This is a genomic window from Ralstonia sp. R-29 (assembly GCF_049913345.1).
Classification (GTDB): Bacteria; Pseudomonadota; Gammaproteobacteria; order Burkholderiales; family Burkholderiaceae; genus Ralstonia.
The window spans coordinates 390,396-413,319 of record NZ_CP184378.1; the positions used below are offsets into that span (position 1 = coordinate 390,396).

The following is a 22,924-nucleotide window of genomic DNA, read 5'->3' on the forward strand; positions in this document are numbered from 1 at the left end:
ATGAGCGCAACGACTTACACCGAATACGAAAGCGTGCAGCGTGCCGGGCAGACCCTGTCTGCCGCGGACGAAGCACGCTGGATGGCGCAGTACGCGCCGCTGGTCAAGCGCACCGTGCGCAAGCTCGGTTCACAAGCGGGGGGTGCGATGGATGCCTCCGACCTGGAGCAACTTGGCCTAATGGGGTTGCTGGAAGCCCTGCGCCGTTACGGCGAGCCCGATGCCGAATTCGAGCACTTTGCGCTCGTGCGTGTGCGCGGCGCCATCCTGGATGAACTGCGCCGCCAAGACTGGCGCCCGCGTTCTGCACGCCAGGGGGCGCATCGCCTGCGCAGCACGGAGCGCACGCTGCGCCGCGAGCTGGGCCGCGAGCCGACCAAGGAAGAACTGTGCGACGCGCTGGAGATCGACAGCGACGAATACGAGCAACTGCAGCTCGACGATTGCGCCCAGGAGTTCGTCAGCTTCGACGCCTTGCTGGAAGACTGCGGCGATGCATATGGCAGCGACGATGGGATCGAGCGACAGATTCTGCTGCGCCGCTCGCTCGAAAAGGCGCTGGGGGCGCTGGATGCACGCGAGCAGCAGGTGATCCAGATGTCGTACGAATTCGACCTGAACCAAGCCGAAATCGGTGCGGTACTTGGCCTGACGCGGGCCCGGGTCTGCCAGATCAACAAGAGTGCGCTGGCGAAGATGCGCAAGTATCTCGCCGTGCGCGGACAGTGAAGAATCGCCCGCCGGCCAGACCGCGCGGCACCTAGACGGGAAGGAATCATGCAACAGATATTCGGCATTTTCATCGTGCTTTCCTGCGTATTCGGCGGGTTCATGTTCATGGGCGGCGATTTCAGCAAGCTCTGGCAGCCGGTCGAATTGCTGATCATCTTGGGGGCCGCCGTGGGCGCACTGGTGCTCGGCAACCCCCGCCACGTGCTCATCGAAATGAGTAAGCAGGTGCGCAAGGTGATGACTTTCCGCAAGCGCACCGTCAACAAGGAATTCCAGCGCCAGCAGCTGCTGGTGATGTACGAACTGCTGAACATCGGCCGTGACCTCAAGGCGCTCGACAGCCACGTCGAGGCTCCGCACGAAAGCCCGTTGTTCCAGCGCTATCCGATGGTGCTGGCCGATCCTGAGCTGCTGGCCTTCATCGTCGACAACTTCCGCCTGATGGCCATGGGCAAGATCAGCGCGCACGAGCTGGAAAGCGTGCTCGAGCAGGAGTTGGTCGCCATCCATGAAGACCTGGAGCAGCCTTCGCGCTCGCTCAAGAAAATTTCGGAAGCCATGCCGGGCTTTGGCATCGTGGCCGCTGTGCTGGGCGTGGTGATGGCCATGAACAGCCTGGGCGACGGCGCCAGTGCCATCGAACTGGCCGAGAAGGTGGCAGCCGCCATGATCGGTACCTTTATCGGCATCTTCTTCTGTTATGGCGTGCTGGACCCGCTGGCAAACCTGATCAAGCAGGTGGTGAAGGCTGAGATGTCGGATTTGGAATGCGTCAAGGTGGTCCTGATCGCCTTTGCGGCAGGCAAACCGCCCCTGCTGGCCATTGATACCGGGCGCCGCCTGATGCAATTGACCAACAAGCCCAGCTTTGCAGAGCTCGAAGGTTGGATCGGCCGGCTGGATGGGGCCAGCGCATGAGTGCCGACACCATCACCGCTCCGGTCGTGACTGAAGTGGCAGCACCGGCTGCACCGGCTGCACCGGCCGCACCTGCCGCATCTACCAAGCGAGGCGGGCGTCGCGGGGAACATGTCGACCTGATCGTCAAGCGTGCCGTTCGGCGCGCCCATGACGACGACCACGGCGGCAGCTGGAAAGTCGCCTTCGCCGATTTCTGTCTCGCGCTGATGTGTCTGTTCCTGCTGTTGTGGGTGCTGGGTGCACGCGACGAAGAAGAGGCGCGCCTCAAGCTCGGCGAGATGGCCGATAGCGTGGTCTATGACGGCGGCTCCAGCGTCCTCAACGGCGCACCCGTCATCCTGGACACCGCTGTGATGCCCGACGGCCTGACGCCGCGCACCGCCGGCAAGGAGGGCGACGATGCGAAGCGCACGCAACCCATAGCAGATACGCGGGATGCGCTGCAGGCACTGGCCGAGCGTGTGCGTACGCTGGGTGAAGAAGCCGGGTTGCTCGATAACCTGCAAACCATCGTCACGCCAATGGGCCTGCGCGTCATGCTGCATGACACTGATGAGCGTGGCGTGTTCGTCAGCGGCGGGGGTACGCCTTCCGAGCCATTCCGCCCCATGCTGACCAAGCTCGGCGCGCTGATGGGCGCGGTAGGCAACCCGATGCTGGTGATCGGTCATACCGACTCCGTGCCCTATCGCAGTCTGGGCTTTGGCTCGCGCTCGAACTGGCACCTGTCGGGCGACCGCGCCATGTCGGCCCGGCGCTGGCTGCTCGAAGGCGGCATGCGCTCCGGCCAAGTCCTGCAAGTGGTGGGCATGGCGGACCGGGCGCCGCTGGCGGACGACCCGCGTGCGGCCATCAACCGCCGCATTGAATTCCTGGTGCTGACGCCCGAGCGCGCCCGCACGATCCAGACCATGTTCGGACGCCCCGAACGCGTGGTGCCCCTCGTCAACGGGGTCAACGCCGCATCGGCAGGCGAGCCGGATGCCGGGCGGGTCGGCCAGCAGGTCGGCGTTGTCCTGCCCGACGATGAAAAAAAGATTTAACACCCGTGCCCACCCGGTCGTCTTGATGGGTTGAGTGACTGATTAACGATCTATCAAGGCCAACCAGGTCATAGGGTGACAGTATGCGAATCGCAAACGTGGGCGGCCACACCGCCATCAACGAGACGGACAGCGCACAGCGCGGCGAAGGCACGCAGCACAAGGCGGCCATTGCACCGATCAGCGCGGTGGGCGAGAAGACCCGCGATCGCCAGGCGCTCGACGCCGCACGTGCCGCGATGGGCGAGTCGCAGGAAATCGACACGGCGCGTGTGGCGGAAATCCGCGCCGCGCTGGCAGCAGGCGACATCCGTTTCGATGCCGCCAAACTCGCTGGCATGATCCAGCGCTACCACGGAGGCCATGAATGACCGTCAAGGGCAGCTACCCCGGTAACCCGCGCCAACTGCTGGCAGATGTGGTGACTGACAGCATCAGCTACCGCAAGCTCGCACAGTTGCTGGAAGACCAGTTTGCCGCGGCAATGCGGCTGGACACCCAGGCGCTGGCCGCCTTGGCCAAGTCGATTGCGGTGGAAAGCGATGCGATTAATCTGCGCCGCCGCTACCGCGTCGAGCGGATTGGTCACGCGCCCGGAGCGGTGCTGGCGTTCGGTCAGCGTTTGCTGTCGGGCGACAAGCATGCCGCGCAACGCGCATCGTTTGTCGAGCGCTGCACGGACCTGAAGGCCCAGGCTGCCCGCTGCCAGGCACTGACCGCGCGCAACGGCGGCTTGCTTGCCGCACAGTACGAAGCCATGCAACGCCTGATGCACGGAGAGCGCCATATCTATGCTCCGGCCTAACGTCACCTTCAGTGCTGCAACGCCGGGCACGGTTGCCCGCCCGCCTGCTCCCGCCGCGCCCGCAAGCGCGTCGGCAGCGGGCTTCGGGTCGTTGTACAAGTCGCTCAGCCGCGATATTTCCGGCACGGTTCGCAACGGCTTTGAACGCACGTTTGAGCCGCAGCTCTCGTCGCAGGCCACGCAATGGGTCAACGCCATGCAGGCTCGCGCGGAAGCGGCGGAGCGTCGCGTGTCGACCGGCGCAGGGGTGACGGTCTTTGGTTCTGTGGATCCGGACCGCCAAGCATTTTTGGCCGAGATCATGCCGCATGCGCGCCGCGCCGGCGCGATGATCGGTGCGGCGCCTGAGCTGATCGCTGCGCACGCCGCGCTCGAATCTGGCTGGGGCCGCAAGCCATTGACGAACGCGCGTGGCGAGACCACGCACAACCTCTTCGGTATCAAGGCCACAGGCAACTGGAAGGGCGCGTCATCGGCGTCGGCCACCACCGAATACGTGGATGGCGAAGCCGTGAAGATGGTCGATCGCTTTCGCGCGTATCCGAGCTATGCCAGCGCGTTTCGCGACTACGGCGCGCTGTTGCGCGATTCACCGCGCTACGCAGGCGTGCACAACGTGGGCGACGATGCTCGCGCCTTTGCGCGTGCGCTCAAGCGCGGTGGTTACGCAACCGACCCCGCCTATGAGAGCAAGCTCGTACAGATGGCAGGGCAGGTGAAGGGGATGGTGCGGTAACGCTGTCTGCGTTGCCGTGCGCTACTTCTTTGCGCCAACGGTCTCGACCGTGCCGGCACTCGTCACCCGGGCGGTGATGATCTTGCCGGTGCTCGTGTTCTTCACGCGGATCACGTCGTCAATCGCGCCGTTCTGCATGGCGGTGCCAGGCACCGTCACTTCCACCGGCCCTGTATTCGCCACGATCTGCACGGCCTGACCACGGCGGATGGCCTCCACGCCTTTGAGCAAGCGCGCCTGAATGACCTGACCGGCCTTTATCGCACGGCGCGGCGTTCGGCCAATGGCTGCGGCGGCCTCCGTCAGCGCATCGGGCGTTTGCGCAAAGTCACGCACGTCATGCGTGAAGTCTGTCTCGCTTAGCGATTGGTTGGGTGTTAGCGCCGTTGCTGCCACGAGCACCGGCAAGTCGATGCGTGCACGGACCACGTAGACCGTCGCACGCGATTCCCCCGGGCAGCGTACGGAAAACCGCATGCGCGTCAGCACCTTCGTATCGGTCACGGCAACGTCATAGGGCTCGCCACAGGCCGGCGCAAGCCGGCGCGGCGTTGATACGGTGGCCGACGTTTGCGCATCATTCAAGGCGTGGTCGGCAACGTAGCGTGTCAGCCAGGTTTGGGCGGCTTCCTCGACCTGCACGGCGGCCGGATCGCCGGTAGCGGCGGAGCCCTGCGCCATCGCCATCAACGGCGTCATCAACAGGCCACCGGCCATCGCTGCCGATACCAGGGGCTTCACAAGCCGTTTCGGGAAACCGGATGCAGACATGGCGCGCTTGGATGTGGAGGAAAGGTCGCCCGATTATAGGGGCGGCATCCACGCCACGGGGCCCGATAGCGCCCACTTATGCGCCCCATAGGCATCCGTTCAAGGTCTGTACAACATCTTCGCCGCATTGTTCGCCGGCCCGTAACCTCCGCACTGTCAATGAATCAATCGCTGCCCGGCACCCGCCGCGCGGCCCTTTGCGGAGGCAACAGCACGATGGGACTGAATCTCGAACAAGCGCTCGGCGTGCATCCGGCGGCACTGAAAGTGCGCGCCGAACGCACCAAGCTCCTTGCGTCGAACCTGGCGAACGAATCGACGCCGGGTTACCAGGCGCGCGATCTCGATTTTCGAGCCAGCCTGGACCAGGCGCTCTCCAACAACGCGTTTGAAGCTGCGCTGCAGTTCAGCAGCGACGAGGCCAAGTACCGTGTGCCGAGCCGTCCGTCGCAAGACGGCAACACGGTCGAGCTGGGCGCCGAGCAGGCCGCGTTCTCGCAGAACGCCGCTGATTTTCAGGCCAGCCTCACCTTCGTGAACATGAAGATCAAGGGCCTGAAGGCCGCTATCACGGGGAACGTCTGATGAGCTTCAAGGACATCTCTCAAATCGCCGGTTCGGCAATGAGTGCACAGACCGTGCGCCTGAACACCATCGCCAGCAACCTCGCCAATGCCGGTACTTCCGGCACGGAAGAGACGGCCTACCGCGCACGCAAGCCGGTGTTCGCATCGGTGTTTCAAAACGGCGGTGCGCGCGTGCAGGTGCTGGACGTGATCTCCACCGACGACGCACTCAGCGCGCGCCACGAACCGGGCCACCCGCTGGCCGATGAAGACGGCATGGTCTTCTACTCCAACGTGAGCGCCGTCGAAGAAATGACCGACATGATGGCTGCGTCGCGTGCCTTCTCCACCAACGCCGAGGTGCTCACGCGCATCAAAGGCATGCAGCAAGACCTGCTGCGCATGGGCGAGGCCTGAACCCGATGAACATCAACAACAACGTCAACAACAACGGTTCGGGTATCGGTGACCAGATCACCCCGCCGGGCGCCAACAACAACGATGGCGGCGGCATCTCGGACATGTTCACCAAGCTGCTGATCGCGCAGATCCAGAACCAGGATCCGCTGGCGCCCATGGAGGCCAGCCAGTTCGTGACGCAGTTCTCGCAGATGAGCCAGGTGGAAGCGCTGCACACGCTGGCCAACCTGAGCGCCGCCACCGCCGCCATGCAGGAAAGCATGCTGGTGGTCACGCTGGGCTCGCAAGTGGGCTCGCTGGTGCGTGTGCGTGCGGATGCGGTCGAGCTGGATGGCGACGTCGTCAAGGGCGGTTTCAACCTGGAGTCGTCGGCGTCTGACGTGGAAGTCATCCTGACCGGCCCCGATGGCACCGAGCACAAGATCTCGCTGGGTGCGCAGCAAGCGGGCGATGTCGATTTCGAGATCGATCCGGAAGCGCACGGTCTGCCCCCCGGCAACTACAAGGTGCGTGTGGCCACCGACACCGGCGAGAAGCCGAATGTCGAGCTGATCGGCGAGCTGCAAAGCGTGCGCCTGGGTGCCGATGGCCGCGTGATCCTGTCGATCGCCGGTATTGGCGAAGCAGACACCGGCGACATCACCCGTTTCCTGGGCCGCGCGAACGGTGGCGGCAACGGCACCACGCCTCCTGAATCCACTCCTCCCCAGATCCTTCCCATTCCGAAGAGGTACCAGTCATGAGTTTCAACATCGCACTTGCCGGCATCAACGCCATCAACGGTCAGCTCAACCAGATCAGCAACAACATCGCCAACAGCGGTACGGTGGGCTTCAAGTCGGGCCGCGCCAACTTCGCGTCGAACTACATCAACGCCATGCCTTCGGGCGTGTCGATCGGCTCGACCTCGCAGTCGATGGATATCAGCGGCAACTTCCTGGCCACCGGCCGCGGCATGGACGCCGCCATCTCGGGCAAGGGCTTCTTCGTCTCGCGTGATACGGATGGCTCGATGGTGTATTCGCGTGCCGGCGTGTTCGGCACGGACGCCAACGGTAACGTGGTGGATTTCATGGGCCGCATGGTGCAAGGCTATGGCGCGGATGGCGCGCTGGGCAGCCTGAAGGTGCCCACCGGCGCGATTCCGGCCGAGGCCAGCAGCTCGCTGGAATACGTCGGCAACATGTCCGCCGACTGGGAAGAGCCGAGCGTGACGCCGTTCGACAAGGACAACCCGCAGTCGTACAACGGCATGTCGGCCACCACCGTGATCGACTCGATGGGCCGCGAGCACACCGTGACGCAGTACTTCGTCAAAGGCGCCGGCAACGACATGCAGGTCTACTACGCCATGGATGGCGAAGACGTTGGCCTGCCCACGTTCCTGAGCTTTGATGAGAAGGGCACGATGGTGATGCCGATCGGCTCCGTGAAGCTGGACCTCGGCAAACCGGACGGTGCAGAGCCGATGTCGATCGCCATCAGCTACGCCGGCACGACCATGTTCGGCGGCGACCAGAGCACGGCCAAGAACCGCGCGGACGGCTTCAAGTCCGGCACCGTGACGGGCGTGTCGCTGGCGGAAGACGGCTCGGTCGAGGTGCAGTACAGCAACGGCAAGAAGCTGTCGGCAGGCCAACTGGCCATCGCCACGTTCCAGAACGAAAACGGCCTGACACCGGTGGATGGCTCGGCCTGGCAGGCCAGCGCCGCCACAGGTGAGCCGCTGCTGGGCACAGCAGGCACGGGTATGGCCGGCAAGCTGGCCGTGGGCGCGGTGGAGCAGTCGAACGTCGACATGACCTCCGAACTGGTGCACCTGATGGGCGCACAGCAAAACTACCAGGCCAACTCGAAGGTGCTGTCCACCGAAAACGAAATGATGCGCACGCTGATGCAGGCGCTGTAACGCGATGGACGCCTTCATCTACACCGCCATGACGGGCGCAGACCACTCGCTGCGCGCGCTCAACGTGCGAGCCAACAACCTGGCCAACGCACAGACCACGGGTTTTCGCGCCGACATGGCCAGTGTCACCAGCCAGGCCGCCAGCGGCTATGGCTACGACTCGCGCCATCACGCGGCGCTCACGTCCACCCATGTCGACCACACCCCGGGCAAGACCAGCGAAACCGGCCGCACGCTCGACGTGGCGATCGACGGCCCTGGCTACCTGGCCATTGAAACCGACAGCGGCGTGGCTTACACGCGCGCCGGCGCCATGGTGATGGATGGCGAGGGCAACCTCACGCTGGGCGGCCACTCGGTCCTCGGTGACGGCGGCCCCATCGTGCTGCCCGAGCATGACGCGCTGACGATTGGTGCAGACGGCACGATCTCTGTCGTGCTGGCCGGTGAGAAGGGCACCCAAGACGTGGGCCGCCTGCTGCTGGTGAACCCCGAGCCGGCAGACCTGATGAAGAACGAGCAGGGCCTGATCGTCTCGCGCAGCGGCGCGGACTACGCGGCCGATGGCAACGTCACCGTCAAGGGTGGGCACTTGGAGAGCAGCAACGTCTCGGCCGTCGAAGAAATGATGCACACGATGTCGCTCACGCGATCGTTCGAGATGCAGATGAAGCTCTACAAGGTGGCCGATGAAATGGCCGATGTCGGCAACCGGCTTATCCGCGGCTAAGCGGTTGCGCCAAACGTAAAGAACGCAAGGAACGCAGGAGAAAGGGGCAACCATGAATCACGCAATGTGGATCAGCAAGACGGGCATCCAGGCCCAGGACGCGAAGCTGCAGGCGATCGCCAACAACCTCGCCAACGTCAACACGGTCGGCTTCAAGCGTGACCGCGCGGTGTTTGAAGACCTGTTCTACCGCGCTGAACGCCAGCCGGGCGCACAGGTGTCGGACAACGCCACCGGCCCGGGCGTGCAGCTCGGCAACGGCACACGCATTGCCGGCACGCAAAAGGTATTCACCACCGGCGCGATGCAGAACACTGGGCAAGCGCTGGATCTGGCCATCAATGGCAACGGCTTCTTGCAAGTGGAAATGGCCAATGGCGAAACGGGTTACACCCGCGCCGGCCAGTTGCGTTTGAACGATCAGGGCCGCCTGACCAACGCGCAGGGCCTGCCGATTGCACCGGGTATCGATATTCCGCAAGACGCCACGGGCATCACGATCGGTGAGAACGGTGTGGTGTCTGTGACCACGGGTTCCAGCACGACGCCGACCGAAGTGGGTCAGCTGCAGCTCGCGCACTTCGTCAACCCGGCCGGTCTGCTGGCGCTGGGTGACAACCTGTATGGCGAAACCACGGCCAGCGGCGCTCCCACGGAAGGCGAACCCGGCCAGAACGGTCTGGGCACCATCAAGCAAGGCGCGCTGGAAGGCTCCAACGTGCTGGCCGTGGAAGAAATGGTCGAGATGATTGCCGCGCAGCGCACCTATGAGATGAACACCAAGGTGCTGTCGGCAGCCGACAACATGATGCAGTACCTCTCGCAGGCGGCACGCTGATGAGGGCCGCCCGCTTTCTCGCCGTATGCGGTGCACTGGCCTTGCTGGCCGGTTGCGCAACCGGGCCGCTCGATCGTCCGCTGCCGGACTTCGACGACAACGCCATGCCCGAGACCGCGTTTGAAGTCCGTCGCGGCACGGCGGGCGGCGTCATGGTGCCGGATCAGGCATGGTCGCTCACGTCAGACGTGCGCGCATTCCGCGCCGGCGATGTGCTGACGGTCGAGCTGGAAGAGTCTACCCAGGCCAGCAAGAAGAGCGGCACGCAGATGGGCAAGGACAGCAGCCTGAGTGCCAAGAAGCCGTCCTTGTTCGGCAGAACATTGCCCATCGATGCCGAGATCGGCCTCAAGAGCGGCTTCAACGGCTCGGGCTCCACCTCGCAGCAGAACACCCTGCGCGGCTCTGTCACGGTGGTGGTGCAGCGCGTGATGCCCAACGGCCTGCTGCAGGTGCGCGGCGAAAAGCGCCTTGTGCTGAACCAGGGCGAGGAGAACGTGCGCGTGGCGGGCTATGTGCGCGCCGCAGATATTGATTCGAACAACCGCGTGTCGTCGCAGCGTGTGGCGAATGCGCGTATCACTTACGCGGGTAGCGGCTCGCTGGCCGATGCCAACCAGCCCGGCTGGCTCGCCCGGTTCTTCAACAGCCCCTGGATGCCGTTCTAAGGATGACACCATGAAATTGAAGCTGAAGCGATTCGCCACCTTTGCCGCCACGTGCGCAGTGGTCGTTGTCGCGGCGCTGCTCGGTGCCGTGCCCGGCGCCCGTGCGCAATCCGTCGGCAGCCTGGTCGACGTGGAAGGCGTGCGCGAAAACGCGCTCGTCGGCTACGGCATCGTCGTCGGCCTGGCCGGTTCGGGCGATGGCACGCAAGCAAAATACACCACGCAATCGCTGCAGAACATGCTCAAGCAGTTCGGCACGCGCCTGCCCGAGAATGTCAACCTGCGCTCGCGCAACGCGGCGGCCGTGATGGTGAGCGCGACCTTTCCGCCGGGCTACCGTCGTGGCCAGAAGGTGGACGTGACCGTCTCGTCGCTGGGCGATGCCAAGAGCCTGCGTGGTGGCACGCTGCTGATGACGCCGCTGCGCGCGGCCGATGGCGAAACCTATGCGCTGGCGCAGGGCAACCTCGTGATCCCGGGGCTCAACGCCACGGGCCGCAGCGGATCGAGCGTCACCATCAACACGCCCACCACGGGCCGCATTCCGAAGGGCGCGACGATCGAGCAAGAGATCGTGACCGACTTTGCCAGCACGCCCACGGTGCGCCTGAACCTCAAGCGCCCGGATTTCTCCACCGCATCGCAGATTGTCGACGCCATCAACACGAAGTTTGGCAACGACGTTGCCAGCACGGCAGATGCAACGTCCGTAGACGTGCTTGCCCCCGAAGGGCCGAGCCAGCGCGTGGCGTTTGTTGCCCGCCTGAAGAGCCTGCAAGTCAAGCAGGGTAGCGAGGCGCCGCGCATCGTCTTTAACTCGCGTACCGGCACGGTCGTTATCAGTCAGGGTGTGACGGTGAAACCGGCGGTGGTTTCGCACGGCGCGCTGAAGGTCACGATTGCCGAAGGCACGATGGTCAGCCAGCCGAATGAATTTGCGAATGGTTCGACCGTGGCCGCACCCATCAGCGAGATCGGCGTCGAGCAAGCCGGTGGCAATGCTTTCCAGTGGAAGTCGGGCGCAAGCCTGCAAGCGATCGTGGACACGATCAACCGCACGGGCGCCACGCCGGACGACCTGATGGCCATCCTGCAAGCGCTGTCTGAAGCCGGTGCCCTTACGGGTGAGCTGGTGGTGATCTAAGACCAAGGAGCGCGACCATGACACTGGAACCGATGCACCTGATACAACCGATGCAAACGCCGGGCGGCGCGCCCGCCGGCGAGGCAGTCAAGCCCGCCGACCCGGCATACCGCAAACGCGTGGAAGAGGCCGCCGTGCAGTTTGAAGGCCTGTTCATCGCGCAGATGCTGAACGAGATGAAAAAGGCGACCGACCAGCTCAAGAGCGACGACAGCGGCACCGACCGCACGAGCGACGCGATGCTGGACTACGCCAACCGCGCGGTGGCCGATGCGATTGCGCATCAGCGTGCGTTTGGGATTGCCGACACGCTGGTGGCGCAGATGTTGCCGCCTGAGGCTGCATCTGCTGCCGCATCCGCACCTGCACAAGACTGACGCGTGCCACCCCATTTTTAGCCTACTGGAACCCCATCATGAGCATCTCCCGAATCGGCCTGTCTGGTTTGCTTGCCGCACAAACGAACCTCAACATGACGGCGCGCAACATCGCCAACGTGGCAACGCCCGGCTATACACGCCAGGGCGTGCTGCTGACCGCGCGCGTGGGCGGTGGCGTTGATGTTGGGGCTCTGATCCGCTTTGGCGACAACTACAAGATCCAGCAGAAGTGGCTGTCGCAAGGCCCGGTGGGGCAGCACAGCGCGGCGGAATCGTATTTCCGCCAACTGGAAGAGGTGATGGGGCTGGAAGACGGCAGCGTCAAGGCCGGGATGGACAAGTTCTTCGGCGCGCTGGATGAAGCCAGCGCCGACGTGACCAACCCCGCGCTGCGCCAGCAAGTGCTGATGGCCGCCGGTGGCTTGGCCACCAGCTTCAACAACCTGCAGCAGATGATGCGCGGCCAGCTCGATACGCTGCGCCAGCAGAGCGCAGCCACGGCCGACCAGATCAATGGTCTGTCGGAATCCATTGCCGACCTGAACCGCCGCATTGCAGATGCCGAAGCCACCGGCGGCGCGCCGTCGGAACTGATTGACCAGCGCGACATCGCCATCGACCAACTGGCCGCGTTGGCGGAAATCCGCACCGTGCGCCAGCCGGACGGCACCATCGACGTGAACCTCGCCAGCGGTACGCCGCTGGTGGCTGGCAACCAGGTCGGCAAGGTCAATGTGGAAACGAAGGCCAATGGCGAGTTCGCGCTGAACATCGAGTTTGGCGGCACGACGTACCCGATTGACGGCGCCAAGGTGGGCGGCACGCTGGGTGGTCTCTACACGTTTGCGCAAGACACGCTGCTGCCGCAAATGGAAGCCATCCGCTCGTTGGCCGGTGAGATTGCCGACAACTTCAACAAACAGCTTCAAGCGGGCTACGGCATGGATGGATCGCCGGGCAAGCCGTTGTTCACGTTCGATCCGGCAACGGGCCGCCTGACGCTCAACGATATGAAGCCCGAGGAACTGGGCTTTTCCGGGGATCCGAACACCCCAGGCAATAGCGACAACCTGCTCAAGCTGATCGAACTGCGCAATCAGCGCGTTGATCTGCCGGGCTTTGGTGAAACATCGCTGGGCGACGCTTACACGCTGCTGGTGGGCAAGCTGGGCTCGCAGAGCCAGCAGAACCAATCGGCGCTCGCCATGGCGGGTGAGATGCGCAAGCAGGCCGAAGAGGCGTGGCTGTCGTCGGCAGGCATCAACGGCGACGAAGAAGCGCTCAACCTTCAAGAGTTCGCGCAGGTCTACCAGGCCAACATGAAAGTCATTTCGGTGGCGGCCGAGCTGTTCGACGCCACGCTCAAGAGCTTCTAAGGAGAACACCATGCGCGTGACCAATCAGCAACTCAGCATGACCGTGCTCAGCACGCTGCGCAACTCGAACAACAAGACGGCCGACCTGCTGACCAAGATTGCCTCCGGCCAGCGCGTACAGCGTGCCTCCGACGACCCGATCGCCGCCGTGCGGCTTCTGATGCTGGAGCGCGACACGTCGGTGCTTGAGCGCTTTCAAAAGAACATCGACACGCTGACGGTGCGCTTGCAGAAGAACGAAGCGCATATGGACGGCATGCTCGACACTGTGATGTCTGCACACGACATGCTGCTGGCGGCAGCCGATGGCAGCCACAGCGCCGCCGACCTGAACGCCATGGCCGGCCCGCTGCGCACCATGCTCGACAACCTCAAGCAGGCCGCCAACGCCAAGGATGGCGACGGCAACTACCTGTTCTCCGGCACGCAAACCGACACCCCGCCCATTGCATACGACCCGACCGCCCCCGCAGGCAGCCGCTACAGCTTTGCCGGCAACCACGAGCAACAAGAAGTGGTGATCGGTCATGGCGTAACGCAAACCGCCAACGTGACGGTAGACCACCTGGCCGACGTGCTCAACAAGCTGGAAGTGGCCGTGGATGCCATGGCGGACCCCGCAGTGGACCCGAATGACCCGGCCGTGCGCGCGCTGCTGACCGCAGGCATCGACTCGCTCAAGAACAACGGCATCAACGCGCTGAGCGCCAAGATTTCGCACCTGGGCGGTGCGCAGAACACGCTCACCCTGATGAGCGACAACCATGCGGCGCAGCTCATCGCCAACGGCCAGGCTGCCAGCCTGGTGGGCGAGCTCGATCAAGCCGAGGCGTACGACCAACTCAGTAACTACATGGTGGCGATGAAGGGCACGTATGAGGTCTACGGCCGCATGAAGCAGATGTCCTTGTTCGACGTCATCTGAGGCCACGCTCATGGAGATGCGACTCACTGCGCCGCTGGGTAGTCAGCCGGTATCCCGGCGCGACGAGAACACCGCTACCGCGCAGACCCGACGTGGCGCCGCTGCGGAGGTCGCGCACGCGGCCCCAGCCAAGCCGGCGGTTGCGCAGCAGGCCGCAACCTCGGCAGGTGCGGCGCGCGCGCCGGGCGCCACCGCCGTCTTCACCGCGCGGCAAGCCCAACTCAACGCCGACGTGACGGGCACGCAGCGTGCCCTCGCGTTTGTGGATACGGCGGCAGTCCAGTTGCGTGGGCTGAAAGCGGCACTGAGTGCCACGCTGGGCGGCGCCGCCCGCTGCAGTGATGAGCTGACGCAACGGGTTGCCCGTTTTGACGGGCTGTGGAGCCACCGCGCAGCATCAACGGGCGGCGTGCTCGACGCACAGTTGGGCGTGCATCTGGGGGGTGATGCCACACGGACTTTCCGCGTTCGCGCGCTCGATACCGAGCAATGGCGCAGCCAGGGTGCCGAAACGTTGACCTTTCACCCGATGGGCCTCGGCAAGCAGGCGGCATCCATCACGTTCGACGGTAAGCCGCTTGAGCCGACGGCGCTTGCAAAGCGGCTAGACCGGGCGCTGGCCGCCACCGGCGTACGCGCGTCGCTGGCTGCAGATGGTCAGGTGGATTTCGCCGTGGCCGAATCGCGCTGGCCCGCCGTGCGAGACCAAATGATGGTGCAAGGCGGTGGCAAGCGCTTCCCAGGTGGGCGCCCGAGCCGCGCACAAGCGGATGCCGCAGCCGAGGCCATTGCACCAGCACGCTGGCAAGTGGGGGACCGGACCGGGCAACGTGCAACGCTGCGTGATGTGGTCCGTGCGCTCGATGGGCTCACTCAGGCGGATCGCACACTACGCGGCCACCTGGAGGCCGCCACCAGCCGCCTGCGTGGCGGCATGGGCGACGCAACCGGCCCGCAGGCTGCACGTGCTACCCGTTCGATGGCCGATACGCTGGGCGGCTCGACGGACTTCAACGTGCTGACCACCGTCACAGCCACGCTGTCGGGTCTCAGCCGTGCCCGCGTTGAGACGCTGCTCAAGCGCTAAGGCGTGAAGCGCAGCCGTCTGCGCGGATTCTGTTGAATCATCAAGAATCTGTTGAACCTTGTTCAGCGCCGCCGGAGATTCAGCGAGGCTAGGGAAGATCCACCGCTTTAAAAGGAGCCCCCAGCCGATGACGTCATCCTCCCGCCTCCCACGCTTGCGCTTTACTCCGGGCACGCAGATCTTCCTCGCCATCGTACTGGGCATTGCCGCCGGTCACTTCATTGGCGAGCCAGCCAAGCTGCTCCAACCGCTGGGCGACATCTTCATGTCGTTGATCCGGATGTGTGTGATTCCGGTCGTGTTTGTTTCTCTCGTCTGCGGCATCACCTCGCTCTCTGATTTGGCCGCGATGCGCCGCATCGCATGGAAGTCGGTTGCCATCTACATGCTGCTGATGTCTCTGACCGCCGTGCTGGCGATGATGGCCACCGGCATGTTCGATATCGGCAAGGGCTTCAACCTGCCGGCGCAGCTCGATACCTCCATGCTGGTAGAGCCGACCAGCCTGAAAGACGCACTGCTCGCGGCCATTCCGTCCAACCCGTTCAAATCGTTTTCCGAAGGCGCGCTGCTGCCGACCATCGTGTTCGCCATCTTTTTTGGGCTGGCCATCAATCTGTCTGGCCAGGCAGGTGAGCCGGTGCGCGGGTTCTTCAATAGCTTGTCGGCCGTGGTGTTCAAGCTGATCGGCATGGTGCTCAAGTTCGCGCCCGCGGGCGTGTTCGGCCTCATGGCGTATGTGACGGCGGACCATGGGTTCTCCGCACTCGGCCACCTGGGTGCGCTGGTGGGGGTGATCTATGTGGTGCTCGCGCTGGTGGTGTTTGGGCTGTGCAGTGTGCTGCTGGCCGTGTTTGGCCTGAACCCGCTGCCGTTCCTGCGCAAGATGCTGCCGGTGCAGTTGTTTGCGTACTCCTGCGCCAGCAGCGCCGCCACGCTGCCGCTGAACATGGAAACCTGTAAGGCTCGTCTTGGCGTGGATGGCCGTGTCGCGAGCTTTGTGCTGCCGCTGGGCTCCACCATCAACATGGCGGGCTTGGCGTGCTACCTCGGCGCGGTGGCCATCTTTGCCAGCAATGCGTACGGCATTGAACTGTCGATGGCGCAAATGGGGATGGTGGTGCTGACCACCACATTGGCATCGATTGGCGCGGCGGGCATTCCGGGCGTTGGGCTGGTGGTGATGAGTCTGGTGCTCTCCGCAGTGGGCCTGCCGCTGGAGGTGATTGCCGTGATTGCCGCTGTAGACCGCCTGATCGACATGGGCTGCACGTCGGCCAACGTGACGGGTGACACCGTGACCGCCGTGGTGGTGGCGCGGGCCGAAGGTGCATTGGATCTGGAGCGTTATCGCGCAGCGTAACCGCATCGCCGCACCGTCACCGTCAACGTCAATCGCCGAGCCTAGGGCTGCCACGTCCGAGGCTTGGCGATTTTTTTGAGGTCTAGGAAGTGCTTGCAGGACATGCAGCCCAGCGCGACCTAGCGCCGTGGCTAGGCCGGATTGCGCTGCCTCGCGTTCGCGCCAACGCCGTTGGCAAGCAGCGCTGGCCATTCTCTGTTACCTGTCGGGGCGCACATGGCCACCTATGCTGAGATGTTCAAGGAAGCGGAGACCGATGCAGATGGTTTCCTCTCGCTTGACCAGTTCACGACTCTATTCAAAAAGCAGAATCCCGGCGCCAGCGACAGAATCATTCCCACCATTTTTCAGGACACCGATGCTAATCGCAACGGGAAAACCAGCTTTGCTGAGTTCCAACACGCGATGACTCCCAAGGCAGAGCGCTAACGCGGCCAAAAGCGGGACAAACGTCCCAACATCCAGAGGTTCAAGGCTTCAGAAAAAATGGCGCCACGTGGCGCCATTTTGATGTTCGCGTGCTGTTCAGCGCGCCGGCCAGTGGTCAGTGAGGCCAAGCTTCGTGTCCACGCGCTGCCCTTTAGCCGAGCGTCCCCACAATGCTCACTTCCTTGTTCTCTGGAATCTCGTTGTACGACAGCACCGCCAGCCCCGGCGCAAACAGCTTGGCGTAGCGCGCCAGCATCGGTCGCACACGCGGCACGACCATCAGCACAGGCGTGGAACCCATCTGCTTCATCTGCTCGGCAACGGCGGGCATGTGGGTCTGCAATTGCGAAAGCACGTTCGGCTCCACCGGGAAGTTATCGAGCGGCGCACGCGTGCCGGATTGCTCCGCACGGCTCAGTGCGCCGAGCAGGATGTTCTCCAGCTCCACCGTCAGGCTGAAGCCCTTCAGCGCGCCCTGCGGATTGCCCAGCCCCGACACGATCTGCCGGCGCAGCGCGCAGCGCACTTCGGCCACGAGCAGCAGCGGGTCCTTGGTGGTCTCGGCGGCTTCCACCAGCGTGGAGGCCACGGTTTCGATGTCCTTGATCGATACGTTCTCGGCCAGCAGCGTACGGAACACCTTGCGCAACTGGCTGTGCGATAGGCACTTGCCCAGCGCATCGGCCAGCACGGGGGCAATGCCCGTCAGGCGTTCGATGATGGCGGTGACGTTGTCGTAGCTGAACAGCTCGGGCAGGGTCTCGCGCACCAGTTTGGCGGCATGCGTGGCGATGACGGTGGCGCAGTCGACCACCTGGTAGCCAAGCCCCAGCGCGTGGGCTTTCTGCTCGGGTTCGATCCAGGTGATAGGCATGCCGTACGCGGGGTCCACGCCTGGCGTTCCGTCCAGCTCGCCGTACACGGTGGGCGACGGAATCGCCATCAGCTTGCCGGGCTGCACTTGCGCCTGGGCGAGCGCCGTGCCGTTGAGCATGATCGCGTAACCGGCGGGCGGCAGGCTCATGTCGTCGCGCGCGCCAATGGGCGGCAGCAGAAAGCCGAGCGATTCCGACAGGCTCTGGCGCGTGCCCTGCAGACGGCGCACGAGCGGCGCGCCCTGCGCGCGGTCCACCATCTGCACCAGCTTGTAGCCCAGCGACACCGACAGCGCATCCACATACGGCAGGCTCGTCCAGTCGAGTGCCTCTTCACGCGGGGCGGCCAGCGTGGCCTCAACGGCGCGGGCGGTGTCTTCTGCATCAGCGGCTTCAGCGGGCGATGGCCGTTGCGACATGCGCCAGCCCACATAGCCAAGCACGGCTGCAAAGCAAAGGAACACCAGCGTCGGCATGCCCGGGATTAGGCCCAGCGCGGCCATCAGTGCGGCGGCGCTGAACAGCACCACCGGCGAGGCGAGCAACTGCTGGCCCACCTGTTCTTCAAAGTCGCGCGAGTCGTTGATCCGCGTGACGATGACCGCCGCGGCGGCAGAGAGCAGCAGTGCCGGAATCTGCGCGACCAGGCCGTCACCGATGGCCAGCAGCGCGTACTTGTGGAACGCCTCGCCCGTGGGCAGGCCGTGCATCATCACGCCGATCACCACGCCGCCGATCAGGTTGATGATCAGCACCAGAATGCCCGCGATGGCATCGCCGCGCACGAACTTCGATGCACCGTCCATGGCGCCGTAGAAGTCGGCTTCGGTGGTGACTTCCTTGCGGCGCTTCTGGGCTTGCTCTTGCGTGATGACGCCGGCGTTCAGGTCGGCATCGATGGCCATCTGCTTGCCGGGTAGCGCATCCAGCGTAAAGCGTGCCGACACTTCCGAGATCCGCTCCGCGCCCTTGGTGACCACCACAAAGTTGATGATCATCAGGATCACGAACACCACCAGGCCGACCACGAAGTTGCTGCCGATCACCACATTGGCGAACGACTCGATCACCTGACCGGCCGCACTCCCGCCGGTATGGCCGTTGAGCAGCACCACGCGCGTAGAGGCGACGTTCAGCGTCAGCCGCATCAGCGTGGCGGCCAGGATGATGGTCGGGAACGCCGAGAAATCCAGCGGCCGCTTCACCGTCACCGCCACCATGACCACCACGATGGAGAGCACGATGTTGAACGTGAACATCATGTCCAGCGCCATCGGCGGCAATGGCAGGATCACCATCGCCAGGATGGCGAACAGGGCGAGCGGCGCGGCAAACTTCGCGCGCTTGAGCATGGCTATCAAGTTCATGGGGATGGAGCCTTTTGTAGATGTTCAGGAATATCGAAACCCGTGGGCAATGACGGCGAGACACCACGGCCGCCGTTGCGGAATGCTTTGATCTGCAGCACGTAAGACAACACCTGCGCCACCGCGCGATACAGCGCGGCCGGAATCTGCTGGTTGACCTGGCTGGTGTGATAGATGGCGCGGGCAAGCGGCGGAATCTCCAGCACTTCCACGCCGCGCTCCTTCGCCAGATCACGAATGAACAGCGCCACCTCGTCGATGCCCTTGGCGACCACATACGGCGCTTGCGCGCGCGATTCGTCGTATTTGAGTGCGACGGCGTAGTGGGTTGGGTTCATGACCACCACGTCGGCAGTCGGCACGGTCTTGCGCATGCCATTGCGCGCCATCTGGCGCTGGATCTGGCGGATGCGGCTCTTCACCTCGGGCTTGCCCTCGGACTGCTTCATCTCGTCCTTGATGTCGCGCTTGCTCATGCGTTGTTCGCGCATGAACGTCATCCATTGGATGGGCACGTCGATCAGCGCAAACGCGGCAATCACCCCCGCCAGCGTGAGCGCGGAGGTGAGGAACAGATCAGCGCCGCCAGCCAGCGCATCCATGAGCGGTGCGCCCTGCAGGCGGATAAAGCCATCCAGGTTGATGCGGCAGACCACGTAGAGCGTGACCATCAACGTGATGGCCTTAAGCACCGTCGTGCCGAACTGGATGTAATGCTTGCGGGAGACCAGCCGCTTGAGCCCGGCGATCGGGTTCAGCTTGCTGAACTTCGGCATGAAATTCTTGCGGCTCATCACCCAGCCACCGGGCACCAACGATGCGATGACGATGCCCGCCGGCACCGCCGCCAGCGGCGCGAGCATCTTGCCGATCAGCAGCAGGGTGGCCGGAAACAGCATCGACCCGGCATTGCCAAGAGCACCATCACCATGCAGGTCGGCAAACGACAGCGCGAAGATGCGTTTGAGATCCACGGACCAACCCGGCGCGAGCACGATGATCAGCTTGAGCGCCACCAGAATCCCCACGGCGGTACCGATGTCGCGCGAGCGCGCGACCTGGCCTTCCTGCTTCGCTTTGCGCAGCTTCTGCGGGGTGGCCTTTTCGGTCTTGTCGCCGTTGTTGGATTGCTGGCTCATGGGCGAGCCACCTTGGCCAACAGGGCGGGTGCGTCAGACACGTCAAACGCAACGGGCACGGTGAACACGATCAATCGCCTCCTCGGGTGAGTTGCGGCCATTGTCGGCAAGTCGTTGCGAGGTGTTGAGAAGGTTGAACAGACCTTGAACGGCCCGCGCAACTGCGGCATTGGGCCTGCGAGGCCCGTGCATGGTGTTCAGAACCCCGGATTCGATACTTTTTCGTCCGTGAACGGACCTCCGATGCACCGTTAATGCATAAAAAAGCAGCATTAACGAGGCTCGGAGATGCGTTCACGACCCTCGGAGGCCCGTTAATGCTGCTTTTTGGAGCGTCAATGCCGCTTTTTTAAGCGTTCACGATGCTTCGAGACGCGTGAACGGACCCCAAGAGGTCCGGATTCGAAACTTTTAGTGCGGAAGTCGGAGCTTTGAGGTGCGCCGTCGGCCCCCTGAGGTCCGCCCGGGAAGCGTAGCGGTGCGCACACCGCCTGTGTCGGGCGCGTCACACCTTGCCGGGCGCGGGCGGTAGAGCCAGTTGGTCATACACCTCCAGCACGTGCTCCACCATGCGGCCGTAGTGGTCGGGCAGCGAGGGCAGCAGCAGCGTCAGCAGCAACAGCCCGAACATCGTCGTCACCGAAAAGCCCAGCGCGAACAGGTTCAACGCGGGCGCAGCGCGGTTCAGCAGGCCCAGGCCGACTTGCACGACCAGCGTGGCAAACATCACCGGCAAGGCCAGCGCCACGGCCGCCGAGAAAATCCAGCCCACCGCAAACGCCAGGTGTTTGAGTGCCGCCAGGTCAAACGCAAAGCTGCCCACTGGCCACACCGTAAAGCTGCGCGCCAGCACGTGCGTGAGGATCAGGTGCCCATCCACCGCAAAGAACAGCAGGATGAACACCACGTACATCACGCTGGTCAGCACGTCGGCCATCTGGCCGTTCATTGGGTCGTTGATCTGCGCCATCGACAGGCCCATCTGCGACGAGGCGATGGTGCCGAAAATCTGCAGCGCAGAGAGCACGAGGTGGAACATGAAGCCGAGCAGCCCGCCGATCAGTACCTGCTCGGCCATGGCCGCCACGCCTTGCAGCGAGATCGGGTCAATGGTCGGTGGTGTCGGTATGCCCGGCTGCACGACGAGTGCGAGGATGAGCGCCACCAGCAACCGAATGCGCATCGGCACCATCACCTCACCCAGGATCGGTGCTGCGGCCAGCGCAGCGGCGATCCGGCAGAACGGCCAGACGATCGCGTTGGCGAGTGGCAGTAGCTGGATGAGGACGTCTTCCATGCGTGCTTGATCAGCCGGCCAGTTGTGCGGCACGGCCGAAAATCTCAACCGTGTAGTGCATCACGCGGTCAGCTACCCATGGGCCGGCCAGCGCCAGCGCGATGAGCGTGGTGACCAGGCGCGGCAGAAAGCTCATCGTCTGTTCGTTGATCTGCGTAGCGGCCTGGAAGATGGCGACCAGCACGCCGGTAATCAGCCCCGGCGTGATGAGCACGAGGATGATGACGAGCACGAGGCGCAGCGCATCAATGGCGAGGCTGGCGGCAAGGTCTGGGGTCAGCATCAGAAGGCCCTTATGTTCACTTCACACTGGTGATGAGGGTGTTCACCGTCAACGACCAGCCATCCACCAGCACGAACAACAGCAGCTTGAGCGGCAATGAGATGACCAGCGGTGACAGCATCATCATCCCCATCGCCATCAGCACGGAGGCGACGATGATGTCGATGATCAGGAACGGGATGAACAGCATCGCGCCCACCTGGAACGCGGTCTTCAGCTCGCTGAGCACGAAGGCGGACAGCTTGACCAGGAAGGGTTGGTCTTCGGCTTTCTCGATCTTCTCGGTGCCCGAGAGCTTGGCCATTTGCGCGAGCGTGGCCTTGTTGGTTTGCGCGAGCATGAAGTTGGAGAGCGGCTTCTCTGCCGTCTGGAGCGCGACTTGCATGCTCACCTTGCCTTGGTCATACGGCACGAAGGCCTTCTGCCAGATCTCCTCGCCAATCGGGCGCATCGTCAGCATCGTGAGCACCAGCGCGACGCCGGTGACGATGCGCGCGGGCAGCCCTTGCTGCAGGCCCAGCGCCTGTTTCAGCAGCGACAGCACGACCACGTAGCGCAGGAAGCTCGTCATCGTCATCAGCAGCGCGGGCAGCAACCCGAGCAGCGTCATCAGCACGAGGATCTGCGTCTTGACGGTAAAGCCTTCACCCTTCGGGCCGCTGGAGGCGAGCGTCAGCGTGTCGGCATGCGCGAGTGCGGGCACGGCCAGCGTGGCCAGCGCCAAGCCGGCAAACACGAGCAGCCAGGTGCCGAGGCGGACGAGGAGGGCGCGGTGTTTCATGACGTGAGCGAGCTCAGGTCGTCCAGTTCAATGATGCGCAGGCCGTAGTGCTCGCCCGAGACCACGACTTCCGCCGTGCCGATGGCGGTGCCGTTGACCTTGATGACGAGCGGCTCGCCGGCCAGGCGGTTGAGTTCTACCGTGGAGCCGGCTTCGTACGACAGCAGATCGGCCAGCGGCACGGTGGCTTCGCCCACTTCCAGCGTCAGGCGCACGGGGATGCGGCGCAGCATGCGCATCGGGTCGCGCGGGGCGGCAGCTTCGGCGGTGGCCTGAGGCTCGTCGCCCAGGTCCAGGTCGTCCAGCGCGGAGAGGTCGATATCGTTGATGGCAGTCATG

Annotated in this window: 27 protein-coding genes; 20 read left to right on the forward strand and 7 right to left on the reverse strand. The window is 64.0% G+C overall.

All coding sequences use genetic code 11. From position 1 onward, the window contains the following. The 6 genes from ACN9M1_RS18965 to flgJ all read left to right on the forward strand — a co-directional run bounded on the left by ACN9M1_RS18965 (position 1) and on the right by flgJ (position 4,237). Positions 1 to 729, forward strand: coding sequence for a FliA/WhiG family RNA polymerase sigma factor (locus tag ACN9M1_RS18965; RefSeq protein WP_426400104.1), 729 nt, complete (start codon positions 1 to 3; stop codon positions 727 to 729). A gap of 48 nt (positions 730 to 777) precedes the next feature. Then, a complete protein-coding gene (motA, locus tag ACN9M1_RS18970; protein ID WP_426400105.1) occupies positions 778 to 1,650 on the forward strand; it encodes a flagellar motor stator protein MotA in 873 nt (290 codons plus the stop codon). Continuing rightward, positions 1,647 to 2,696, forward strand: a complete 1,050-nt coding sequence (locus ACN9M1_RS18975) for a flagellar motor protein MotB (RefSeq protein WP_426400106.1) — start codon at positions 1,647 to 1,649, stop codon at positions 2,694 to 2,696. The genes motA and ACN9M1_RS18975 overlap by 4 nt, the downstream gene beginning before the upstream one ends. 83 nt (positions 2,697 to 2,779) lie before the next feature. Continuing rightward, positions 2,780 to 3,067 carry a flagellar biosynthesis anti-sigma factor FlgM gene (gene flgM, locus ACN9M1_RS18980; protein WP_426400107.1) on the forward strand — a complete coding sequence of 96 codons (288 nt, stop codon included), beginning with the start codon at positions 2,780 to 2,782 and terminating at the stop codon, positions 3,065 to 3,067. Continuing rightward, on the forward strand, positions 3,064 to 3,501 hold the full coding sequence (locus ACN9M1_RS18985) for a hypothetical protein (protein WP_426400108.1): 438 nt from the start codon (positions 3,064 to 3,066) through the stop codon (positions 3,499 to 3,501). The genes flgM and ACN9M1_RS18985 overlap by 4 nt, the downstream gene beginning before the upstream one ends. Continuing rightward, entirely contained in the window at positions 3,488 to 4,237 is a 750-nt protein-coding gene (gene flgJ / locus ACN9M1_RS18990) for a flagellar assembly peptidoglycan hydrolase FlgJ (RefSeq protein ID WP_426400109.1), read from the forward strand. The genes ACN9M1_RS18985 and flgJ overlap by 14 nt, the downstream gene beginning before the upstream one ends. Before the next feature lie 21 nt (positions 4,238 to 4,258). Here flgJ and flgA read toward each other — a convergent pair whose 3' ends face one another. Beyond that, entirely contained in the window at positions 4,259 to 5,008 is a 750-nt protein-coding gene (gene flgA, locus ACN9M1_RS18995) for a flagellar basal body P-ring formation chaperone FlgA (RefSeq protein ID WP_426400110.1), read from the reverse strand. Positions 5,009 to 5,224: 216 nt separating this feature from the next. On the opposite strand from flgA, the gene flgB reads away from it, so the two are divergent. The 14 genes from flgB to ACN9M1_RS19065 all read left to right on the forward strand — a co-directional run bounded on the left by flgB (position 5,225) and on the right by ACN9M1_RS19065 (position 16,843). After that, positions 5,225 to 5,593 carry a flagellar basal body rod protein FlgB gene (flgB, locus tag ACN9M1_RS19000; protein ID WP_169338878.1) on the forward strand — a complete coding sequence of 123 codons (369 nt, stop codon included), beginning with the start codon at positions 5,225 to 5,227 and terminating at the stop codon, positions 5,591 to 5,593. Next, on the forward strand, positions 5,593 to 5,991 hold the full coding sequence (gene flgC / locus ACN9M1_RS19005; RefSeq protein WP_426400111.1) for a flagellar basal body rod protein FlgC: 399 nt from the start codon (positions 5,593 to 5,595) through the stop codon (positions 5,989 to 5,991). The genes flgB and flgC overlap by 1 nt, the downstream gene beginning before the upstream one ends. Before the next feature lie 5 nt (positions 5,992 to 5,996). Next, a complete protein-coding gene (locus ACN9M1_RS19010; RefSeq protein ID WP_426400112.1) occupies positions 5,997 to 6,737 on the forward strand; it encodes a flagellar hook capping FlgD N-terminal domain-containing protein in 741 nt (246 codons plus the stop codon). Continuing rightward, a complete protein-coding gene (locus ACN9M1_RS19015; RefSeq protein WP_426400113.1) occupies positions 6,734 to 7,903 on the forward strand; it encodes a flagellar hook protein FlgE in 1,170 nt (389 codons plus the stop codon). The genes ACN9M1_RS19010 and ACN9M1_RS19015 overlap by 4 nt, the downstream gene beginning before the upstream one ends. A gap of 4 nt (positions 7,904 to 7,907) precedes the next feature. After that, entirely contained in the window at positions 7,908 to 8,633 is a 726-nt protein-coding gene (locus ACN9M1_RS19020; protein ID WP_426400114.1) for a flagellar basal body rod protein FlgF, read from the forward strand. A 52-nt stretch (positions 8,634 to 8,685) separates the two neighbouring features. Beyond that, positions 8,686 to 9,471 carry a flagellar basal-body rod protein FlgG gene (flgG, locus tag ACN9M1_RS19025; protein ID WP_426400115.1) on the forward strand — a complete coding sequence of 262 codons (786 nt, stop codon included), beginning with the start codon at positions 8,686 to 8,688 and terminating at the stop codon, positions 9,469 to 9,471. Continuing rightward, complete coding sequence (flgH, locus tag ACN9M1_RS19030; protein ID WP_426400116.1) at positions 9,471 to 10,139, forward strand: flagellar basal body L-ring protein FlgH; 669 nt, start codon at positions 9,471 to 9,473, stop codon at positions 10,137 to 10,139. Before flgG ends, flgH begins: the two co-directional genes overlap by 1 nt. 10 nt (positions 10,140 to 10,149) lie before the next feature. Continuing rightward, positions 10,150 to 11,283: a flagellar basal body P-ring protein FlgI gene (locus tag ACN9M1_RS19035; protein WP_426400117.1), complete on the forward strand. Its 1,134-nt coding sequence runs from the start codon at positions 10,150 to 10,152 to the stop codon at positions 11,281 to 11,283. Positions 11,284 to 11,300: 17 nt separating this feature from the next. Continuing rightward, entirely contained in the window at positions 11,301 to 11,660 is a 360-nt protein-coding gene (locus ACN9M1_RS19040; RefSeq protein WP_426400118.1) for a rod-binding protein, read from the forward strand. 38 nt (positions 11,661 to 11,698) lie between these two features. Then, positions 11,699 to 13,039, forward strand: coding sequence for a flagellar hook-associated protein FlgK (gene flgK / locus ACN9M1_RS19045; protein ID WP_426400119.1), 1,341 nt, complete (start codon positions 11,699 to 11,701; stop codon positions 13,037 to 13,039). A 10-nt stretch (positions 13,040 to 13,049) separates the two neighbouring features. Further along, complete coding sequence (gene flgL / locus ACN9M1_RS19050) at positions 13,050 to 13,964, forward strand: flagellar hook-associated protein FlgL (RefSeq protein WP_426400120.1); 915 nt, start codon at positions 13,050 to 13,052, stop codon at positions 13,962 to 13,964. A 10-nt stretch (positions 13,965 to 13,974) separates the two neighbouring features. Next, positions 13,975 to 15,051, forward strand: coding sequence for a hypothetical protein (locus ACN9M1_RS19055; RefSeq protein WP_426400121.1), 1,077 nt, complete (start codon positions 13,975 to 13,977; stop codon positions 15,049 to 15,051). Between the two features lie 127 nt (positions 15,052 to 15,178). After that, positions 15,179 to 16,414, forward strand: a complete 1,236-nt coding sequence (locus ACN9M1_RS19060; RefSeq protein WP_426400122.1) for a dicarboxylate/amino acid:cation symporter — start codon at positions 15,179 to 15,181, stop codon at positions 16,412 to 16,414. Between the two features lie 216 nt (positions 16,415 to 16,630). After that, entirely contained in the window at positions 16,631 to 16,843 is a 213-nt protein-coding gene (locus tag ACN9M1_RS19065; protein ID WP_426400123.1) for an EF-hand domain-containing protein, read from the forward strand. A 151-nt stretch (positions 16,844 to 16,994) separates the two neighbouring features. Here ACN9M1_RS19065 and ACN9M1_RS19070 read toward each other — a convergent pair whose 3' ends face one another. From ACN9M1_RS19070 to fliN, 6 genes are all read right to left on the reverse strand, one after another. Continuing rightward, on the reverse strand, positions 16,995 to 19,085 hold the full coding sequence (locus ACN9M1_RS19070; protein ID WP_426400124.1) for a flagellar biosynthesis protein FlhA: 2,091 nt from the start codon (positions 19,083 to 19,085) through the stop codon (positions 16,995 to 16,997). Next, positions 19,082 to 20,224 (reverse strand): flagellar type III secretion system protein FlhB, encoded by a 1,143-nt coding sequence (flhB, locus tag ACN9M1_RS19075; RefSeq protein ID WP_426400125.1) that lies wholly within the window; start codon positions 20,222 to 20,224, stop codon positions 19,082 to 19,084. Before flhB ends, ACN9M1_RS19070 begins: the two co-directional genes overlap by 4 nt. A 505-nt stretch (positions 20,225 to 20,729) precedes the next feature. After that, positions 20,730 to 21,521: a flagellar biosynthetic protein FliR gene (fliR, locus tag ACN9M1_RS19080; protein WP_426400126.1), complete on the reverse strand. Its 792-nt coding sequence runs from the start codon at positions 21,519 to 21,521 to the stop codon at positions 20,730 to 20,732. Positions 21,522 to 21,531: 10 nt separating this feature from the next. Beyond that, positions 21,532 to 21,804, reverse strand: coding sequence for a flagellar biosynthetic protein FliQ (locus tag ACN9M1_RS19085; RefSeq protein ID WP_104654340.1), 273 nt, complete (start codon positions 21,802 to 21,804; stop codon positions 21,532 to 21,534). A 16-nt stretch (positions 21,805 to 21,820) separates the two neighbouring features. Continuing rightward, positions 21,821 to 22,585 (reverse strand): flagellar type III secretion system pore protein FliP, encoded by a 765-nt coding sequence (gene fliP, locus ACN9M1_RS19090; RefSeq protein ID WP_426400127.1) that lies wholly within the window; start codon positions 22,583 to 22,585, stop codon positions 21,821 to 21,823. Further along, positions 22,582 to 22,923 carry a flagellar motor switch protein FliN gene (fliN, locus tag ACN9M1_RS19095; RefSeq protein WP_366171225.1) on the reverse strand — a complete coding sequence of 114 codons (342 nt, stop codon included), beginning with the start codon at positions 22,921 to 22,923 and terminating at the stop codon, positions 22,582 to 22,584. Before fliN ends, fliP begins: the two co-directional genes overlap by 4 nt. Position 22,924 lies beyond the last annotated feature (1 nt).

Excerpts from the sequence above, each read along its gene's own strand:
- ACN9M1_RS18965 (WP_426400104.1), top strand. The coding sequence starts at position 1 with ATGAGCGCAACGACTTACACCGAATACGAAAGCGTGCAGCGTGCCGGG.
- motA (WP_426400105.1), top strand. The coding sequence starts at position 778 with ATGCAACAGATATTCGGCATTTTCATCGTGCTTTCCTGCGTATTCGGC.
- ACN9M1_RS18975 (WP_426400106.1), top strand. The coding sequence starts at position 1,647 with ATGAGTGCCGACACCATCACCGCTCCGGTCGTGACTGAAGTGGCAGCA.
- flgM (WP_426400107.1), top strand. The coding sequence starts at position 2,780 with ATGCGAATCGCAAACGTGGGCGGCCACACCGCCATCAACGAGACGGAC.
- ACN9M1_RS18985 (WP_426400108.1), top strand. The coding sequence starts at position 3,064 with ATGACCGTCAAGGGCAGCTACCCCGGTAACCCGCGCCAACTGCTGGCA.
- flgJ (WP_426400109.1), top strand. The coding sequence starts at position 3,488 with ATGCTCCGGCCTAACGTCACCTTCAGTGCTGCAACGCCGGGCACGGTT.
- flgA (WP_426400110.1), bottom strand. The coding sequence starts at position 5,008 with ATGTCTGCATCCGGTTTCCCGAAACGGCTTGTGAAGCCCCTGGTATCG.
- flgB (WP_169338878.1), top strand. The coding sequence starts at position 5,225 with ATGGGACTGAATCTCGAACAAGCGCTCGGCGTGCATCCGGCGGCACTG.
- flgC (WP_426400111.1), top strand. The coding sequence starts at position 5,593 with ATGAGCTTCAAGGACATCTCTCAAATCGCCGGTTCGGCAATGAGTGCA.
- ACN9M1_RS19010 (WP_426400112.1), top strand. The coding sequence starts at position 5,997 with ATGAACATCAACAACAACGTCAACAACAACGGTTCGGGTATCGGTGAC.
- ACN9M1_RS19015 (WP_426400113.1), top strand. The coding sequence starts at position 6,734 with ATGAGTTTCAACATCGCACTTGCCGGCATCAACGCCATCAACGGTCAG.
- ACN9M1_RS19020 (WP_426400114.1), top strand. The coding sequence starts at position 7,908 with ATGGACGCCTTCATCTACACCGCCATGACGGGCGCAGACCACTCGCTG.
- flgG (WP_426400115.1), top strand. The coding sequence starts at position 8,686 with ATGAATCACGCAATGTGGATCAGCAAGACGGGCATCCAGGCCCAGGAC.
- flgH (WP_426400116.1), top strand. The coding sequence starts at position 9,471 with ATGAGGGCCGCCCGCTTTCTCGCCGTATGCGGTGCACTGGCCTTGCTG.
- ACN9M1_RS19035 (WP_426400117.1), top strand. The coding sequence starts at position 10,150 with ATGAAATTGAAGCTGAAGCGATTCGCCACCTTTGCCGCCACGTGCGCA.
- ACN9M1_RS19040 (WP_426400118.1), top strand. The coding sequence starts at position 11,301 with ATGACACTGGAACCGATGCACCTGATACAACCGATGCAAACGCCGGGC.
- flgK (WP_426400119.1), top strand. The coding sequence starts at position 11,699 with ATGAGCATCTCCCGAATCGGCCTGTCTGGTTTGCTTGCCGCACAAACG.
- flgL (WP_426400120.1), top strand. The coding sequence starts at position 13,050 with ATGCGCGTGACCAATCAGCAACTCAGCATGACCGTGCTCAGCACGCTG.
- ACN9M1_RS19055 (WP_426400121.1), top strand. The coding sequence starts at position 13,975 with ATGGAGATGCGACTCACTGCGCCGCTGGGTAGTCAGCCGGTATCCCGG.
- ACN9M1_RS19060 (WP_426400122.1), top strand. The coding sequence starts at position 15,179 with ATGACGTCATCCTCCCGCCTCCCACGCTTGCGCTTTACTCCGGGCACG.
- ACN9M1_RS19065 (WP_426400123.1), top strand. The coding sequence starts at position 16,631 with ATGGCCACCTATGCTGAGATGTTCAAGGAAGCGGAGACCGATGCAGAT.
- ACN9M1_RS19070 (WP_426400124.1), bottom strand. The coding sequence starts at position 19,085 with ATGAACTTGATAGCCATGCTCAAGCGCGCGAAGTTTGCCGCGCCGCTC.
- flhB (WP_426400125.1), bottom strand. The coding sequence starts at position 20,224 with ATGAGCCAGCAATCCAACAACGGCGACAAGACCGAAAAGGCCACCCCG.
- fliR (WP_426400126.1), bottom strand. The coding sequence starts at position 21,521 with ATGGAAGACGTCCTCATCCAGCTACTGCCACTCGCCAACGCGATCGTC.
- ACN9M1_RS19085 (WP_104654340.1), bottom strand. The coding sequence starts at position 21,804 with ATGCTGACCCCAGACCTTGCCGCCAGCCTCGCCATTGATGCGCTGCGC.
- fliP (WP_426400127.1), bottom strand. The coding sequence starts at position 22,585 with ATGAAACACCGCGCCCTCCTCGTCCGCCTCGGCACCTGGCTGCTCGTG.
- fliN (WP_366171225.1), bottom strand. The coding sequence starts at position 22,923 with ATGACTGCCATCAACGATATCGACCTCTCCGCGCTGGACGACCTGGAC.